Source organism: Rossellomorea sp. QJM3NY_18, from assembly GCF_056173145.1.
The window spans coordinates 1,604,195-1,619,027 of sequence record NZ_CM149659.1 but is presented as its reverse complement, the minus strand read 5'-3'; the positions used below and the strand labels follow the sequence as shown (position 1 = coordinate 1,619,027).

Below are 14,833 nucleotides of genomic sequence, written 5' to 3'. Positions count from 1 at the left end.
CCCCTCCTTACAAAATGTCCTTTAGAATAATTTGTCCCAACAACAGGTGGCTATTCAAGAAATGCATGCTAAAAAAGCAAACCGTCTTCTTCGAATAAAAATTCATACGAGAGATCCATGAAGAGATAAAGTCCATTTCCGAAAGGGTAGGAATACGTACGGATGGATTCTCCAGAATCGATGTCACTATAAATATCAGAAAGCAAACCTTTTTTATCGATTCTCATCCGGATGATATTTTCAAGGAAGTACGGACGCCAGCTCCAATTTTTCCCTTTATACCTTGGTTCAATCGTCCAAATTTGATCGGATTTCACTACGTTACTCGTGACTTGAAACCCATTTTCGTCACACATATAAGCCCGAAAACATTTATCCGTAAAATGCCTCGCCACCTCAAAAAGCAGATCATCGAATTCCACCGTTTGTTTCTTTAAGGTCATTAATTTTTGACTAATTTCTCTATGAAGGACGTCAGCGAATTCATAGCCTGCTTCCAGGTGCTTCTTTTCATATCGGATATAGTCCTGGCACTTTTCTTTCAGCTTTTCTTTTAACAGATCAGGTTTGAGAAAGGAGTCGGAAGGATGCTTTAGATAAAAGCCCTGGTAATACCTGCCCCCATTCAGCCAGGCAAATTGAAGCTGGTAATTGATTTCGATATTTTCGAACAACAGGGATGCCCCGATCTTTCTGGCAAGCATCGATAAGCTATATAAAATATCTTTATACACTTTATTCCCCGCATCATTACGAAGTTGATATAAATCCACTTTCAGTATATCCGGCGAATACTGTGAAAGCCGATCCAGTTGACCGCTACTACCACCGATATTATCGATGGCAATTTTTATTCCATATGTTTTGTAATAGAGGAGAAGGTGAACCAATTGATCAAAGTCCCCTATAAACGTTTTTTCTGACAACTCGATTACTGTCCGGTTTAAGACCAAACCCTTCTTTTCATATTCCAGGAGAAGCTCAAGGAAGGACTGACCATGATCCAGCATAAGTAACCTGGCATCCCGGTTCAAGAATATGAACCCCTCTTGTTTCTCTTCTAAAAATTTTCCGAGTGCAAGACGTGTGACACGTTCATCCACTTCGATTTTGTATTCATCAGGTATCTCATCGTCACAGAAGAATGGGCCAAGACTTTCGACCCCTTTATTCCCCAAATCCATTCTTCCAAATACCTCGTAACCAATGATTTTATGTTCATCTGCACTGAAGATCGGTTGAAAGTACGGAATCACTTTTTCTATATTGGATAATATCTCTAATGCGTCCATTCGCACTCCCCCACTATCACTCATATTTTTTTGCATAATTATAACACAACTATTCTGATGAACTAAAAGAGAAAAACCCAAAAAGCTTTCCCTTTCCTGTCAGTTGAACAGGAATGTGGAAAGCTTTTTTTAGTATTAACGCCTTTTATGAACATGTCAGATCAAAATGGAAACGGGTTCAGCCATTGGCCTCCATCCATCGTGATGCATTCTCCATTAATATAGGCAGCTTTTTCAGAGGCGAGGAAAAAGGCAAGGCCTGCAATTTCTTCCGGTGTACCCAAACGTTTTAATGGTACACTGTCGATGGTCCTTTTAGCAGCTTCTTCCGAGATCCACAGCTTCTCTGCTCCTCCGGTACGTTCGATCGGTCCCGGGGCAATCGCATTCGTGCGGATACCATACTTATGTCCCCACTCAACTGCCAGGGTTCTTGTCAACGATAAAACCCCGGCTTTAGCCGCTGCTGAATGAGCGACACCAGCACCCGCATTCCAAGCATATGTTGCTACCATATTGATGATGGATCCCTTTTGATCATTTTCGATCCAATAGTTCCCAACTGCATGTGAACATAGGAAGGTTCCATTCAAAACGATGTCAATGACGGACTTCCACCCATTGGGAGTGAGCTTTTCTACAGGACATATAAAATTCCCGGCTGCATTATTGATTAGAACATCAATTTTGCCGAATTTTTCTGCCGTAAACCCGACCATGGCCTTAACATGTTCCTGCTCCCTTACGTCCATTTGGAATACTTCGATTTTCCCTTTGAGAGAAGAGAATTCCTCCTTCACCGATTGAAGCCTCTCCTCATTCCTTCCCGTGACAACGACGCTGGCACCTGTTTCAGCGAAGTGCTTTGCCATATATTTCCCCATTCCATTCGAACCGCCTGTTACGATGACAACTTGTTCTTCTCCCATATGTAACTCCCCCTAGTAATGAATGAATACTCACTCATATTTTACCATACAACCATACTCTACAACCACGATTACCGTAAAAAAAGACTGATTTTTAAGAAAACATCTTTTTCTTAAAAATCAGTCTTTAGTGCTAACCATCCGGATTATTCACGATGAGCTCATGTAATTGGGCAAGTGCCTTAATAATTGTTTTATTTCGCTTATATCCTTTTGCTTCAACTGAAACATCATTATAAGAAACAACTACCTGACCTAAAGATCGAGGAGATTTAAAGCCGTATACATACACTCTGATCGTTCCTCTTTCGGTAGGGAGAAAGAGGATTTCCATACGTTTTGTCTTTTTCATAATCCCTCTCCTTCATAAAGCATTAGGAACCGTGATTCAATTTTGTAAAGGGATCCTTCCCTTATCCTTCTATGAACCTATTACTCTCCTCACTTTAAAATAAGTCATAGGAATTACTCTGTCAAACATTTAAGGTGATACTCTGTATTACCTGCATATCCTTACCTTGCAATTACATAAGGACGAATTGCTGCTGCTCAATTTCTTTTGGCCCTATCGGTTTACTAAAAAAGTAACCTTGAGCCTTCTGACAATTTGCCTTCTTCAAGAAGTCGACTTGACCCTCGCGCTCCACTCCCTCTGCTATGACTTCAAGACCCAGACTGTGGGCAAGATGGATAATCGTTGTCGTGATGGCTGAGTCTTTATGATTCATCCCGATCTCCTTGACGAACGATTGATCAATCTTTAAGATGTCGATGGGAAATCGTTTTAAATAATGAAGGGAAGAGTAACCCGTACCGAAATCGTCCACAGATATGAACACTCCAAGATTTTTCAGTTTCCTCAGCATTTTCAAGGTTTGCTGAGTATCTTGCATAGCTCCCTCCGTAATTTCAATTTCTATGCAGCAAGCGGGGATCGTATACGTTGATAAATAGAAATCGATTGTTTCCACCAATTGCTCCTGCAGAAATTGCTTCGGGGAAATGTTGATAGCGACCCGCACTGACCTGTATCCCTTGATCCTCCACTTTTGCAACTGAATACAAACCTGCTCCAACACCCATTCACCAATCTGATGAATCAGACCTGTTTCTTCTGCAAGCGGAATGAATTGGGCAGGTGACACGAATCCGAATTTTCGATTATTCCAGCGAATCAAAGCTTCGAAACTGTCGATGGTTCCAGTCGATAAATTGACTTGTGGTTGATAATGAACATACAACTCGCCTTTTTCTATCGCTTTTCTCAAATGAGATTCCATAATGATATAGTTTGGAAAACTCGATTTCATATGGGTTTGGTAAAAACGATAATGTGCCCTTCCTTTTTCTTTCACCTCAAACAGAGCCTGGGCGGCCTTTTGAATGAGGGAATTGGAATCATAGCCGTCTGCAGGATAACGACTGATGCCGATGGAGGGGGATATATAAAATTCCTGATTGTCGATTGTAAAAGGGTCGATAAATAACGCCAGGATCTCTTCTGCTTTTGTCTTTGTAACTTCAAAGCTGCTATTTTTCAAGAGGAAGATAAATTCATCTCCACCTTGCCTGTACAGTAAGCAATCCTCATTGGTGAGAGTGATCAAGCGCTCTGTGATGCTTTTCAGAAAACGGTCGCCACCCTTTAGCCCCAATGTGTCATTCACAAATTTAAACCGGTCCAAATCCAGATATAAAAGGGAAAGTTCTACTCCCCTTTCTTCCATGTTGTGAATGATCAAAGGGATATGATCATCGAGAGCCTTTCTGTTCCATATTCCCGTCAATTGATCATGAAGGGCCATATAATGGATCATTTCACTTTGTTCATGATGCTTGGTGATATCTTTCACGATGATATAACATCCGTCACATTTTTGGTTTACCACGATGGGGACCATTTTCAATTGAGTTATTCTTTCTTTGCCTTTTTCATTCAAAAGAAGACAATAATCAATGGAAGACGGAGCTCCCGATAACGTTTGGAAAAGGGCATCACCCAATGCCTTATGGTTCTGAGCCTTAATTAAATCAAAGATATTCATGTTGACGAGTGCGTCTTTTTTATATCCTGATAGTAAACATCCTGCTCTATTAGAGTCCTTAATGACTCCTTGTGAGTCCAAAATAAAAATTGCATCCAGATTATGTTCTATGATGGACTTGTATCGTTCCTTGGCTTTTTTCAATTTCATTTTTTCTTCTATTGAAGGTGTAATATCCCTAGTAATGGAGACGACATACTCAACTTTTCCACCTTCATTCGTAATTGGTGTCAAAATGGACTCATTCACTACTTGATTTCCATTTATGGCTTCAAAAGCGTCCTGATAGGTAATGCTCTCACCCATCTCCACTAAATCCGTATATCTCTTCTGTAAGTCGACTGCCACATCCAAAGGCATCACATCCTCCAATAGGCGCCCCATATCCTCCTGTTGGATGGATGTGTACCTCATAGCAGATTCATTGACATAGGCGTACCTGAAAATGTTTCCTTCTTCTACCTTCATAATGAAGATCATATCGTGTATATGGTCTAATATTAATTCTTTCAAGACTGTGTCGAGGCACTTCTGATCTTGACTGATGGTGGTGGTCAGGTCTTTCCATTTCATGGATTCTTCATCCTTTTATGCTTATGTTTTTATCTGTATCATGCATCCTGCTTCCATTTTACTCATTCACCTTTGATTTTCCTACATTCTTGTAAGAATATTCGTTGTATTTCCTGAGAGTCCATTTCTTTATGCCTGCTGCTTCCCTTTCATATGCCCAATATATTCGGGACAGGCGCACAGGTTGATCATAAACCATAGAATAATTAGAGAGAGGAGGTTTTCTTTAATTATGTACCAATATGCATATTACCCGCATCGAAGCTATCTGCCTTACAGGGGGGGCGATCAGCGTTTCTTCCCATTCTTTGGATTACCATTTTTAGCAGGAGGTTTAGCAGGATTGGCCATCAGTCCTTTGCTTTTCAATAGACCTTGCTACGGACCGGCATGCTACCCGCCTTATCCGCCTTATGGAGGGTATCCTTATCCTGCCTATCAACAACCCTATGGTGTCAACAGTTTTCAATCTTCACCGAATAACTTTACTGAGAATATTAATATATATCCCGGACGATAATCGCAAGGCTCTCCTGAAAAATGTACCCTTACATTGTTTAGGTAGAGCCTTTATTGTCCTTCCTCTCAATTCTCCCCATCGCACGGCCTGCGACCTTTACCATTAAACTCCCCTCGGTACCCTTTCCAATCTTAGGGAAAGGGGGTATAATAGAGATGAATACACTAGAAAGGAGCCAATAACTTGAGAAACACTAGTAAATCCACCCCTTCTTCCACATCTGTCATTACCCTCTCTCAAGCTATTTTCACTGTGAATCGTCATGCGAAAACAGCAGGTAACCCAAAATACTTATATTCATTAAAAAAACGAGCCTTAATGAAAATGATCAGGGAAGGCAAGGCCAAAAAAGTGGGACTTCACTTCTCTAAAAACCCAAAGAACAGCCAACAACAATCTGATGTCTTGATTGATTGCGGAGAATATACGTTCCATCTCCCTCCTGCAAAAGAAGATTTCAAAGAGCTTCCACATTTGGGATCACTCGATCAAAGCCTGCGAAACCCGAAATGTAAAATGGGGTTACAACAGGCAAAAGGAATTCTGGAACAGTATACAGGAATGTCAGATCATACCGATCAGATGCGAAAGACGGGAAAAAATCAATATCAAAAGCCTGTATTCAAAAAATTGGGCGATAGCTTCTTTTAATACCCACTGATTTTAGTACAGCAACGCATATATCCTCTAAAGGGTTTTGACAATGGTCAAAACCCTTTTTTAGTGGGATTACAGAATGTATTGATCGATTTTTAAAACAAGCTCAGCGATTTCGGGTTTGCTGATCTGATCTTCCGCCCCTACCTTCTCGCCTTTATGCTTTAAATCATTTGTAATAAGAGATGAAAAGATGATGACCGGAAGTCCATTAAGCTTTGGATGATTTTTGATTCTTTTTGTCAAATGATGCCCATCCATCTGTGGCATTTCAATGTCCGTCAGAACAAGTTGTACGCTTTCTTTCACGTCCTGATCCCCATCCACAATGGATTCTAAATATTGAAAGGCATCGGCTCCGTTTTCAAAGAACTCTACATCCTCATATCCAGCTTCTTTCAGAGTGTCGTTCAGCAGCTTCCGAAGTAATGGGGAATCCTCCGCTGCAATAATTCTCTTGTTCCTTCTCTCTCTTGGACCTAATTTTTTCACTTGATCTACGCGGATTCCTGTTTCAGGATTAATCTCTAGCATGATGCTCTCAAAATCCAAAAGTAGAATCATGGTTTCTTCCCTCTTGATCACCCCGATAATCCCCGAATGGATACCTGAATACATTTCAGAAGGTTTCTCGATTTGATTCCAGGAAATGCGATGGATTTGAGTGACGTTTTGGACATGAAAGATGACCTTCTGCTGATTGAATTCAGCTACAATATATTTTGACTTCGTTGTTTCCTCTTCTTCCGCCCCAAGTACCCTCGCCATATCCACGACCGGCAGTACTTCCCCTCTTAATTGAACTAGTCCCTTCACATGGGGGTGTGAGTGGGGAATCGGTGTCACCGCAGTAGGCTGGATGATTTCCTTCACTTTAATGACATTAATCCCAAATTTATTGTTTTGAACCTCGAATTCAACGATTTCTAGTTCATTTGTACCACTTTCGAGAAGTATTCCGTTTGATTGATTCAATGATTTTCGTCCTTCCATACATTATTGCCCTCCCTACTTATATCGAACAAACCAGGAACTTCTTTACATGCGGGCAAGAAAAAAGTCGGTTCGGGGATAACTGTTAGATGACAGTAGATAAAGATGTTTATAATTTGTTCTATCTAAGATGAGATAATAGTGAATACAAGGACCGTTCCTTTCCGCTCCAGGCACTTGCTTTCCGGAGGGGAGGAGGCTCAACTCACGCCCCGCGGAAAGCGAGCACCTGAAGCGGAAATCAACCAACCAGCACACGCATCGTTATAAGCAGTAAAGGTAAAGAAGACTAGAATTGAATTCCTAATCCATACTAAGGACAGGAGGTGTTGTTATGACGGATCGTAGAGGTTATGAAGGCAGGGGCCTGCCTGATTTTGATGATATTAGTGACCATATTCTGCCTGCACAGAATAATCTTCCCTTGATTGCTCTCGGGAAGAATGCAGAGGGCAAGGATGAACCGGATGAACTTTCGTATATTGAAGGACAAAAGCGCAGGAATCAGTCGGATGAAGATACCATGCCTTGATTGGGTCAAGCCAATAGAAAAAGCGATTGTATGGGAGCCCATCAATCGCTTTTCATCCTACACCCCCCGCTTGTTCCCCCATACCAATGTATGGAGCTGTGGTAGCACACGAACATTATTTAATTCTTTTCTTTCACACACTTTATCTATGAGTGTTTCATAATCCAACAGTAAATCGGAAACCAGCTTGGCTGTGTCACCTTCTGCAACGGCAGGATTGCCCGTTTGGATATAAAATGGTACACCGGGGTAGCGATGATGGATGCGTGTGGCATATTCTAAATCGGAATCGTCAAACACCACCACTTTTAAACTGAACTGTGAAGAGTTCTCCCCTAATCGATGAACAATCTCATCAAGTTTCTCATAGTCCGTCACCATGCCTGAACTTGGCGGCTTGGGAGATATGGTCAGATCACTGATATCATAAAACCAGTCCTGCCACTTGCTTCCCTGTGTTTCAAGGGCTGAATCTATGCCATTCTCCTTGAAAATGTCAATAAGTTCCTTCAAGCTGGCAAGTAGAGCAGGATTCCCACCTGAAATCGTTACATGAGAAAATTTATCCCCCCCTATTTCCAGCAATCTATGCCAAATATCTTCTGCCGTCATGAGCATGATATCTTCTTTGGCAGACCCGTCCCATGTAAAGGCTGAGTCACACCATGCACAGCTGTAATCACATCCGGCAGTCCTGACAAACATTGTTTTTTGGCCGATGACCATCCCTTCCCCTTGAATGGTTGGACCGAATACTTCCAGTACGGGAATTTTCTTCATGAGCGTTTCCTCTTTGGTCTGTATATACAATAGCTGGTAGGGGTTTCCCTTAAGAACACTTGAAGACACTGTGGCCGGTGGGGAAGCGTGTCTAAATGTTCCTGGATGATTTCCCACATGACTTTCGCCACTACTTCTGTCGTTGGAAATTCCGTCCCTCTCTCTGAAGAAAATCGTTCATCCTCATTGATCATCGTATGATCAAATCGTTTATGGATCAGTTTTTTTATATGTTGGAAATTAATGAGGAATCCTGAATCATCGAGTTGATCTCCTCCAATCGTAATATTGGCAAAGTACGTATGACCATGAACCTCCTGGCAGCTTCCTGCTTCCACATGAGGAATATAATGTGCAGCAGCAAAATGCATATCTTTATTTAATTCAAATTCATATGGATGATCGGGAACAGGGTATATCTGTTGAATCATGATCCCTTTCCTTCTTTCTTGCCACTCATATATTCATCCAATCCCCTTTGTCTCAGTTCACAAGCAGGACATTCCCCACAACCGCTCCCTTTCAAACCGTTATAACATGTAAGGGTATTTTCCTGAATATAATGGAACGCTCCTAAATCGTCGGCCATTTCCCACGTTTGGGCTTTATTGATCCACATAAGGGGGGTATGAATGACAAACTGTTCATCCATAGATAGATTGAGGGATACATTCAATGATTTCACAAAGATATCCCTGCAGTCTGGATACCCGCTGAAATCCGTTTCACATACACCCGTCACAATATGTTTCGCACCGATTTGCTTGGCTAAAATGCCGGCAAATGATAAGAATAATAAATTTCTTCCAGGAACAAATGTGGAAGGTAATTCCCCCTCGTGATGGGTAATTTCTTCATCCGTTCTTGTAAGCGCACTTGGCGCCAGTTGATTTAACAAACTCATATCTAATATATGGTGAGGTACATTCAGATCCTCAGCGATTTCTTTAGCACAGTCAAGCTCTGCAACATGTCTCTGTCCATAGTTGAAAGTCACTGCTTCTACTTCATTAAATGCTTTCTTTGCCCAAAACAAACACGTTGTACTATCTTGACCTCCACTGAATACGACTAACGCTTTCTCTGTGTTCATATAAGGTTCTCCTTTCTCTTCTACAGGCTTTTGCCATAAAAAGAAGAAAGAGATTCTGTCAGACTCTATAATATAGGCTTTCGCTTGCCACTAACAAAAAAATAACGACACCTAAGGATGCCGTTTTCCTTAGTTTTTTATAGAGGGTTGTGCTAGAACCTCTCGGGTATCGTATATATAGACCCAATTCTTCTTCTATTGTCTTCAATGTCCTCAACCAATATAACGTTTTTTCACAAAAAAATCTACAATTCACTAGCATATTTTTCGAAAATAAGTGGAAGATCAGGTGCCTGACTATTTTAAACGAAGGAGCCTTCTCCTCTTCCTTCTCTTTTTCGACCCGAAACGCAGCCAGCCTATTTTCAAAAAGGCCCCAAACATGATCAGTGCTATGAGTCCCATCACTCCCAGGACGATGAAATAACCATTGGGCTCATCGAGTTCAGGCATGTTGACAAAGTTCATCCCATATAAACCTGCAATAAAGGTAAGGGGCATGAAAATCGTCGTGATGACCGTCAATGTCATCATGATGTTATTCATTTTATCTGAATTGATCGATAAATAATTATCACGTATATCCGATGAGAATTCCCGATAAGATTCAAGCATTTCTACAAGCTTTATTAAATGATCATATACGTCATTGAAGTATAGCTGCTCTTCCTTCAGTGCATTCAATCTGCCCGAATTACTGATGCGATACATTAGATCCCTCATCGGCACCAGGGTGCGACGGAGCTTTGACATGTCATGTCGGATATCAAATAACTCATCCATTAGATCACTGTCGGCTTCTTCATTCGTGTTATCTTCAATCCTATTGAGGCGGTCTTCTATCTTATACACAAGGGGAAAATAATCATCCACGAGCCGGTCAACGATTCTATGCATGACTTTAAACGGGCTGAGCTCGCCCCCTTCTTCTTTCATTTCTTCCCATATTTGTTTTAACTGACTGACAGGTTCTTTATGGAACGTAACGATAAATCTTGAATTCACAAACATATTCACCTCATGGGAATCAAGGGTTTTTGAATTGATTCCGTGCATGAGCACAAAGATGTATTGATCATAAAAATCAAGCTTGGGACGTTGACTGAAATCATCCAAACAATCCTCAATCGCAAGTGGATGAAATCGAAAATATAACTTAAGCAATCTGATGTCCTTACTTGAAGGCTCAGAGAAATCCACCCAGTACCATTTTACATCTTTTTCCTTTATTCTTGATAAGGGAACATCACTTTGAATTTCCCCGTTTTCCATGATTATACTTGTTCGAATCATATGGCTCTCCCTAACTATCTTTTTTCATTTTTTATCCTTTCCCTTTTTCTCCTCGATCCAAACAAAACCCCTGCGTAACCGTTCAATTTAATGTTAAAATATGAATCAAACAATCAAAGTAGGTGTACATATTGGAACAGCACATTAACCCAAGGGTCAGGGACATACAAATTTCTGGTATACGACGATTTTTCAACATGGTGTCAGACATCGACGATATGATTTCCCTTACAATCGGTCAACCTGACTTCCCTACCCCTCAACATATTAAAGACGCAGGAAAAGCGGCCATTGATGGAGATTTCACTTCTTATACCCACAATGCGGGATATATCGAATTACGTGAAGCAGCTGCTTCATTCGTAAAAGAAAAATATCATGTAGAATATGACCCTGCAACAGAAGTTATTGTCACAAATGGTGCATCACAGGGAATCGACGTGATTCTGCGGACGATTCTGTGCCAGGGTGACGACTGCCTCCTTCCAGGACCCGTATATCCTGGATATGAACCCATCATCAAACTATGTGGTGCCAATCCGGTCCATATCGATATTACCCAAAATGAGTTTAAATTAGATGCAGCATTGATCGAGGGCAGCCTGACCCCTTCAACCAAATGCATCATTCTTCCTTACCCCTCGAATCCAACAGGGGTAAGCTTATCAAAGGAAGAACTGAAAGAAATTGCTGAATTACTCAAGAGCCGGGACATTTTTGTATTGGCTGATGAAATATATAGTGAACTTACCTTTGATGGTTCTCATCATTCCATTGCAGAGTATTTAAGAGAGCAAACGATCATCGTGAATGGATTATCAAAGTCACATAGCATGACAGGTTGGCGGATTGGCCTGATCTTCGCTCCTGAGGCCATTTCGAAGCACCTTTTGAAGGTACACCAATATAATGTGTCCTGCGCTTCGTCAATCTCCCAAAAAGCAGCTTATGAAGCTCTGACAGCTGGAAAAGACGACGCATGGGATATGAAGGAAGAGTATAAAAAACGAAGGGACTATGTATACGACAGACTTATTGATATGGGATTTGAGGGAATCGTCAAACCCCACGGTGCCTTTTACTTTTTCGTGAAAATACCGGATAACGTACTGTTAAGCTCATTTGATTTCTCCCTGGCCCTGGCTCAGGAGAAAAAAGTGGCTGTCGTTCCTGGTGATGCCTTTTCCCCACTAGGAGAAGGATATTTCCGACTATCTTACGCCTGTTCCATGGATCAACTCACAGAAGGACTCGACCGGCTTCAATCCTTCATCCAATCCTAATGAGAGGGACGGACCTTGCAACAAGGTCCGTCCCTCTTTGTCAATACCCTTTATTGTTCTTTTGATCCACTTAATTGATCAGCATATACTTATTATTCATCTTAAGTCCTATTTAATGGACAAACAACAAAAAAAAGAACCAACACAGTTACCTGAGTTAGTTCAATAAAAAAAGGAAAAGGGGGTGTTAGTGAGAAATTAATCTCCAATTTCATGCTTAGTAATAGAATACCCGCTTTTAAAGATGATAAACCGTCTTTCTACTTTTTTATAAAAAAATTTTTATTTATTACGAAACCCTCTACACTGAAGAAAATCGTCATCTAATGCAGGTTCAAACACAGCGGGTGTCCCAAAAAGTTATTTTAGTAAAACACTTTAAAAAAGCGCTTTCATACAGTATAATAAACAAGTGAATTCGGGTAATGAACTGAACGTGGTTTGTAAAATGAGAAATTCCCTTTGAAATAGAAAAAGGGATTGAAAGAACCAAGCGTTCCTTCAATCCACAAGAAAGGGGGAAATGAGAATAAAAAGGCCCAAAGGGTGTGTGCCTTATTCTTCTTAGATATATTACCCTCATTTCCACCATTTAAACCTACATTTATTCCATTGATGTCGCTTTTTTCACTGCAGAAATGACCGCATCATTGGTGTCTAATTGTAATGCCTGTTCAGCCAAATCTTTCATTTCAGCACGATTCAACTGACGGATTTGAGAACGCGCCTTCAAAATGGACGTTGCACTCATTGAGAACTCATCCAAACCTAATCCAAGCAGGATCGGTACGGCAATCTCATCTCCAGCCATTTCTCCACACATACCTGCCCATTTTCCTTCTTTATGAGCCGCATCGATCACCATTTTTACAAGACGTAAAATGGCAGGGTTATACGGTTGATATAAGTAGGAAACGCGCTCGTTCATGCGGTCGGCAGCCATTGTGTACTGAATCAGATCATTAGTCCCGATCGAGAAGAAATCAACTTCCTTGGCAAATACATCCGCCATGACAGCAGTTGAAGGAATTTCCACCATGATTCCCACTTCAATGTGATCAGCTACCGTTGTCCCATTTTCAAGAAGGGCTTTCTTCTCTTCTTCCAGGATCGCTTTCGCTTCTCTGAACTCTTGAAGATTTGAAATCATCGGGAACATGATTTTCAAGTTTCCGAATGGACTTGCCTTTAATAACGATCTAAGCTGTGTACGGAAGATATCCTGTTCATCTAAACAAAGACGGATTGCACGATACCCAAGGAAAGGGTTCATTTCTTTCGGCAGATTTAAGTAAGGAAGCTCTTTATCCCCACCGATGTCAAGGGTACGAACCACCACAGGTTTACCTTCCATTCCTTCTAAGACAGCTTTATACGCTTCATATTGCTCATCTTCTGACGGTAATTCGTCACGACCCATGTATAGGAATTCTGTACGATACAGTCCTACACCTTCTCCTCCGTGATTCTTTACCCCTTCAAGATCCTTAGGTGTCCCGATATTGGCAGCAAGTTCAACATGCTCCCCATCTTTGGATACCGTCGGTTCGTTCACGAGCTTCGCCCATTCAGCCTTTTGTTCCTCATAACGGGCATGTTCTTTCTTGTACTCTTCGATGACTTCCGGAGTCGGATTAATATGTACTTCTCCATTTAATCCGTCAACGATGATCATATCACCATTTTCAACAGAGGAAGTAATGGATTTCGTCCCCACTACAGCCGGGATCTCCATTGAACGTGCCATAATGGCCGAGTGTGATGTCCTTCCACCGATATCCGTTGTGAATCCTTTAACGAATTCACGATTTAATTGTGCCGTGTCAGAAGGAGTTAAATCCTCTGCAATCACGATCACTTCTTCTGTTACCATGCTTGGGTTTGCAATCTGCACGCCCAAAAGGTGAGAAAGGACACGTTTCGTCACGTCACGGATATCCGCCGCACGTTCCTTCATATACTCGTTATCCATGGATTCAAACATGGATACGAACATATCCGCTGTTTCTTTAAGGGCGAATTCAGCGTTTACATTTTCTGATTTTACTTTGTCTTCGATAGGTGTCAGTAGTTCTGGATCGCTTAAGACAAGAAGATGCGCTTCAAAGATTTGAGCTTTGTCTTCGCCTAAATCAACTCTCGCTTTATCACGGATCGCTTCAAGCTCTGATTTAGATGTCGAAATGGCATCCTGGAAGCGTGAAACTTCCTGTTCAGCATTGTCTACGCTTTTCTTTTCGAAATTCAGATCAGGTTCGACCAAACGATACGCTTTCGCTATGGCAATACCATTTGATGCCGCAATTCCTTTTAAGAGACTGGACATTACTCAGCTAAACCTTCTTTGTTCAATGTTTCCTGTAAGCTGTTTAACGCTTCTTCCTCGTCACTACCTTCAGTAATGATTGTGATTTCTGCACCTTTACCAACACCTAAAGACATAACACCCATGATTGATTTTAAATTTACTTTCTTTTCTTTGTATTCTAGATGTACATCGCTGTCGAATTTGCTTGCCGTTTGAACTAGAAGAGTTGCCGGACGAGCATGAATTCCTGTTTCAGCTGTAACTGTAAATGTTTTTTGTGCCATGTGAATCGACTCCTTCAATTATCTTGTTTTTAGTTGCTTCATAAAAGTAAAGGATTATAAAGAAAACGTCAACTATTTCTAGTGATTAATCCAATATTCCTATAAAGCTGTTCAATAAAAAAGAATAGCATGCTATGAGGATATACACAATTGTAAAGCTTGATTTTTTTAGTATTTCATAAATTTGCCACTGTTATGAACCTTATTATGTAAAATTTGATGATTTATTGTAAGCCTCATAGAATTAAACG

15 protein-coding genes and 1 riboswitch are annotated in these 14,833 nt (G+C 41.0%); of the genes, 4 read left to right on the top strand and 11 right to left on the bottom strand.

The annotated features are described in order from the left end of the window. Positions 1-68: 68 nt before the first annotated feature. The 4 genes from AC0VXY_RS08325 to AC0VXY_RS08310 form a co-directional block, all read right to left on the bottom strand. The gene (locus tag AC0VXY_RS08325; protein ID WP_475527517.1) at positions 69-1,292 is read right to left on the bottom strand and encodes an EAL domain-containing protein; all 1,224 of its coding nucleotides are present in this window, start codon (positions 1,290-1,292) and stop codon (positions 69-71) included. A 161-nt stretch (positions 1,293-1,453) separates the two neighbouring features. Continuing rightward, on the bottom strand, positions 1,454-2,221 hold the full coding sequence (gene fadH / locus AC0VXY_RS08320; protein WP_435991658.1) for a 2,4-dienoyl-CoA reductase: 768 nt from the start codon (positions 2,219-2,221) through the stop codon (positions 1,454-1,456). Positions 2,222-2,354: 133 nt separating this feature from the next. After that, a complete protein-coding gene (locus AC0VXY_RS08315; protein ID WP_060670046.1) occupies positions 2,355-2,573 on the bottom strand; it encodes a hypothetical protein in 219 nt (72 codons plus the stop codon). Positions 2,574-2,745: 172 nt separating this feature from the next. Next, positions 2,746-4,839, bottom strand: a complete 2,094-nt coding sequence (locus tag AC0VXY_RS08310) for a sensor domain-containing protein (RefSeq protein ID WP_475527516.1) — start codon at positions 4,837-4,839, stop codon at positions 2,746-2,748. A gap of 232 nt (positions 4,840-5,071) precedes the next feature. On the opposite strand from AC0VXY_RS08310, the gene AC0VXY_RS08305 reads away from it, so the two are divergent. Both AC0VXY_RS08305 and AC0VXY_RS08300 read left to right on the top strand, forming a co-directional pair. Further along, positions 5,072-5,359, top strand: a complete 288-nt coding sequence (locus AC0VXY_RS08305; protein ID WP_435991662.1) for a hypothetical protein — start codon at positions 5,072-5,074, stop codon at positions 5,357-5,359. A 183-nt stretch (positions 5,360-5,542) separates the two neighbouring features. Next, a complete protein-coding gene (locus AC0VXY_RS08300; protein WP_435991664.1) occupies positions 5,543-6,010 on the top strand; it encodes a YkyB family protein in 468 nt (155 codons plus the stop codon). Between the two features lie 78 nt (positions 6,011-6,088). Here AC0VXY_RS08300 and AC0VXY_RS08295 read toward each other — a convergent pair whose 3' ends face one another. Continuing rightward, positions 6,089-7,009 carry a chemotaxis protein gene (locus AC0VXY_RS08295; protein WP_435991666.1) on the bottom strand — a complete coding sequence of 307 codons (921 nt, stop codon included), beginning with the start codon at positions 7,007-7,009 and terminating at the stop codon, positions 6,089-6,091. Between the two features lie 334 nt (positions 7,010-7,343). On the opposite strand from AC0VXY_RS08295, the gene AC0VXY_RS08290 reads away from it, so the two are divergent. Continuing rightward, on the top strand, positions 7,344-7,541 hold the full coding sequence (locus AC0VXY_RS08290) for a hypothetical protein (RefSeq protein WP_475527515.1): 198 nt from the start codon (positions 7,344-7,346) through the stop codon (positions 7,539-7,541). Positions 7,542-7,598: 57 nt separating this feature from the next. Here the strand turns inward: AC0VXY_RS08290 and queE are convergent, their stop codons facing one another. The 4 genes from queE to corA all read right to left on the bottom strand — a co-directional run bounded on the left by queE (position 7,599) and on the right by corA (position 10,707). Next, a complete protein-coding gene (gene queE, locus AC0VXY_RS08285; protein ID WP_475527514.1) occupies positions 7,599-8,321 on the bottom strand; it encodes a 7-carboxy-7-deazaguanine synthase QueE in 723 nt (240 codons plus the stop codon). After that, a complete protein-coding gene (gene queD / locus AC0VXY_RS08280) occupies positions 8,318-8,752 on the bottom strand; it encodes a 6-carboxytetrahydropterin synthase QueD (RefSeq protein WP_435991672.1) in 435 nt (144 codons plus the stop codon). Before queD ends, queE begins: the two co-directional genes overlap by 4 nt. Then, on the bottom strand, positions 8,749-9,414 hold the full coding sequence (gene queC / locus AC0VXY_RS08275; protein WP_475527513.1) for a 7-cyano-7-deazaguanine synthase QueC: 666 nt from the start codon (positions 9,412-9,414) through the stop codon (positions 8,749-8,751). The genes queD and queC overlap by 4 nt, the downstream gene beginning before the upstream one ends. A gap of 123 nt (positions 9,415-9,537) precedes the next feature. Continuing rightward, a riboswitch (PreQ1 riboswitch) is annotated at positions 9,538-9,582 on the bottom strand. A gap of 129 nt (positions 9,583-9,711) precedes the next feature. Continuing rightward, on the bottom strand, positions 9,712-10,707 hold the full coding sequence (gene corA, locus AC0VXY_RS08270) for a magnesium/cobalt transporter CorA (RefSeq protein WP_435991676.1): 996 nt from the start codon (positions 10,705-10,707) through the stop codon (positions 9,712-9,714). A 131-nt stretch (positions 10,708-10,838) separates the two neighbouring features. Between corA and AC0VXY_RS08265 the strand changes: the two genes are divergently transcribed. Further along, positions 10,839-11,990, top strand: a complete 1,152-nt coding sequence (locus AC0VXY_RS08265) for an aminotransferase A (protein ID WP_435991678.1) — start codon at positions 10,839-10,841, stop codon at positions 11,988-11,990. 604 nt (positions 11,991-12,594) lie between these two features. Here the strand turns inward: AC0VXY_RS08265 and ptsP are convergent. Together ptsP and AC0VXY_RS08255 are read right to left on the bottom strand one after the other, a co-directional pair. Then, a complete protein-coding gene (gene ptsP / locus AC0VXY_RS08260) occupies positions 12,595-14,316 on the bottom strand; it encodes a phosphoenolpyruvate--protein phosphotransferase (protein WP_475527512.1) in 1,722 nt (573 codons plus the stop codon). After that, entirely contained in the window at positions 14,316-14,582 is a 267-nt protein-coding gene (locus AC0VXY_RS08255) for a phosphocarrier protein HPr (RefSeq protein ID WP_034756145.1), read from the bottom strand. The genes ptsP and AC0VXY_RS08255 overlap by 1 nt, the downstream gene beginning before the upstream one ends. Positions 14,583-14,833 lie beyond the last annotated feature (251 nt).

Coding starts and splice junctions, on each gene's coding strand:
- AC0VXY_RS08305 (WP_435991662.1), top strand. CDS start 5,072: ATGTACCAATATGCATATTACCCGCATCGAAGCTATCTGCCTTACAGG.
- corA (WP_435991676.1), bottom strand. CDS start 10,707: ATGATTCGAACAAGTATAATCATGGAAAACGGGGAAATTCAAAGTGAT.
- AC0VXY_RS08255 (WP_034756145.1), bottom strand. CDS start 14,582: ATGGCACAAAAAACATTTACAGTTACAGCTGAAACAGGAATTCATGCT.
- AC0VXY_RS08310 (WP_475527516.1), bottom strand. CDS start 4,839: ATGAAATGGAAAGACCTGACCACCACCATCAGTCAAGATCAGAAGTGC.
- AC0VXY_RS08325 (WP_475527517.1), bottom strand. CDS start 1,292: ATGGACGCATTAGAGATATTATCCAATATAGAAAAAGTGATTCCGTAC.
- ptsP (WP_475527512.1), bottom strand. CDS start 14,316: ATGTCCAGTCTCTTAAAAGGAATTGCGGCATCAAATGGTATTGCCATA.
- AC0VXY_RS08290 (WP_475527515.1), top strand. CDS start 7,344: ATGACGGATCGTAGAGGTTATGAAGGCAGGGGCCTGCCTGATTTTGAT.
- fadH (WP_435991658.1), bottom strand. CDS start 2,221: ATGGGAGAAGAACAAGTTGTCATCGTAACAGGCGGTTCGAATGGAATG.
- AC0VXY_RS08295 (WP_435991666.1), bottom strand. CDS start 7,009: ATGGAAGGACGAAAATCATTGAATCAATCAAACGGAATACTTCTCGAA.
- AC0VXY_RS08315 (WP_060670046.1), bottom strand. CDS start 2,573: ATGAAAAAGACAAAACGTATGGAAATCCTCTTTCTCCCTACCGAAAGA.
- queC (WP_475527513.1), bottom strand. CDS start 9,414: ATGAACACAGAGAAAGCGTTAGTCGTATTCAGTGGAGGTCAAGATAGT.
- queD (WP_435991672.1), bottom strand. CDS start 8,752: ATGATTCAACAGATATACCCTGTTCCCGATCATCCATATGAATTTGAA.
- queE (WP_475527514.1), bottom strand. CDS start 8,321: ATGAAGAAAATTCCCGTACTGGAAGTATTCGGTCCAACCATTCAAGGG.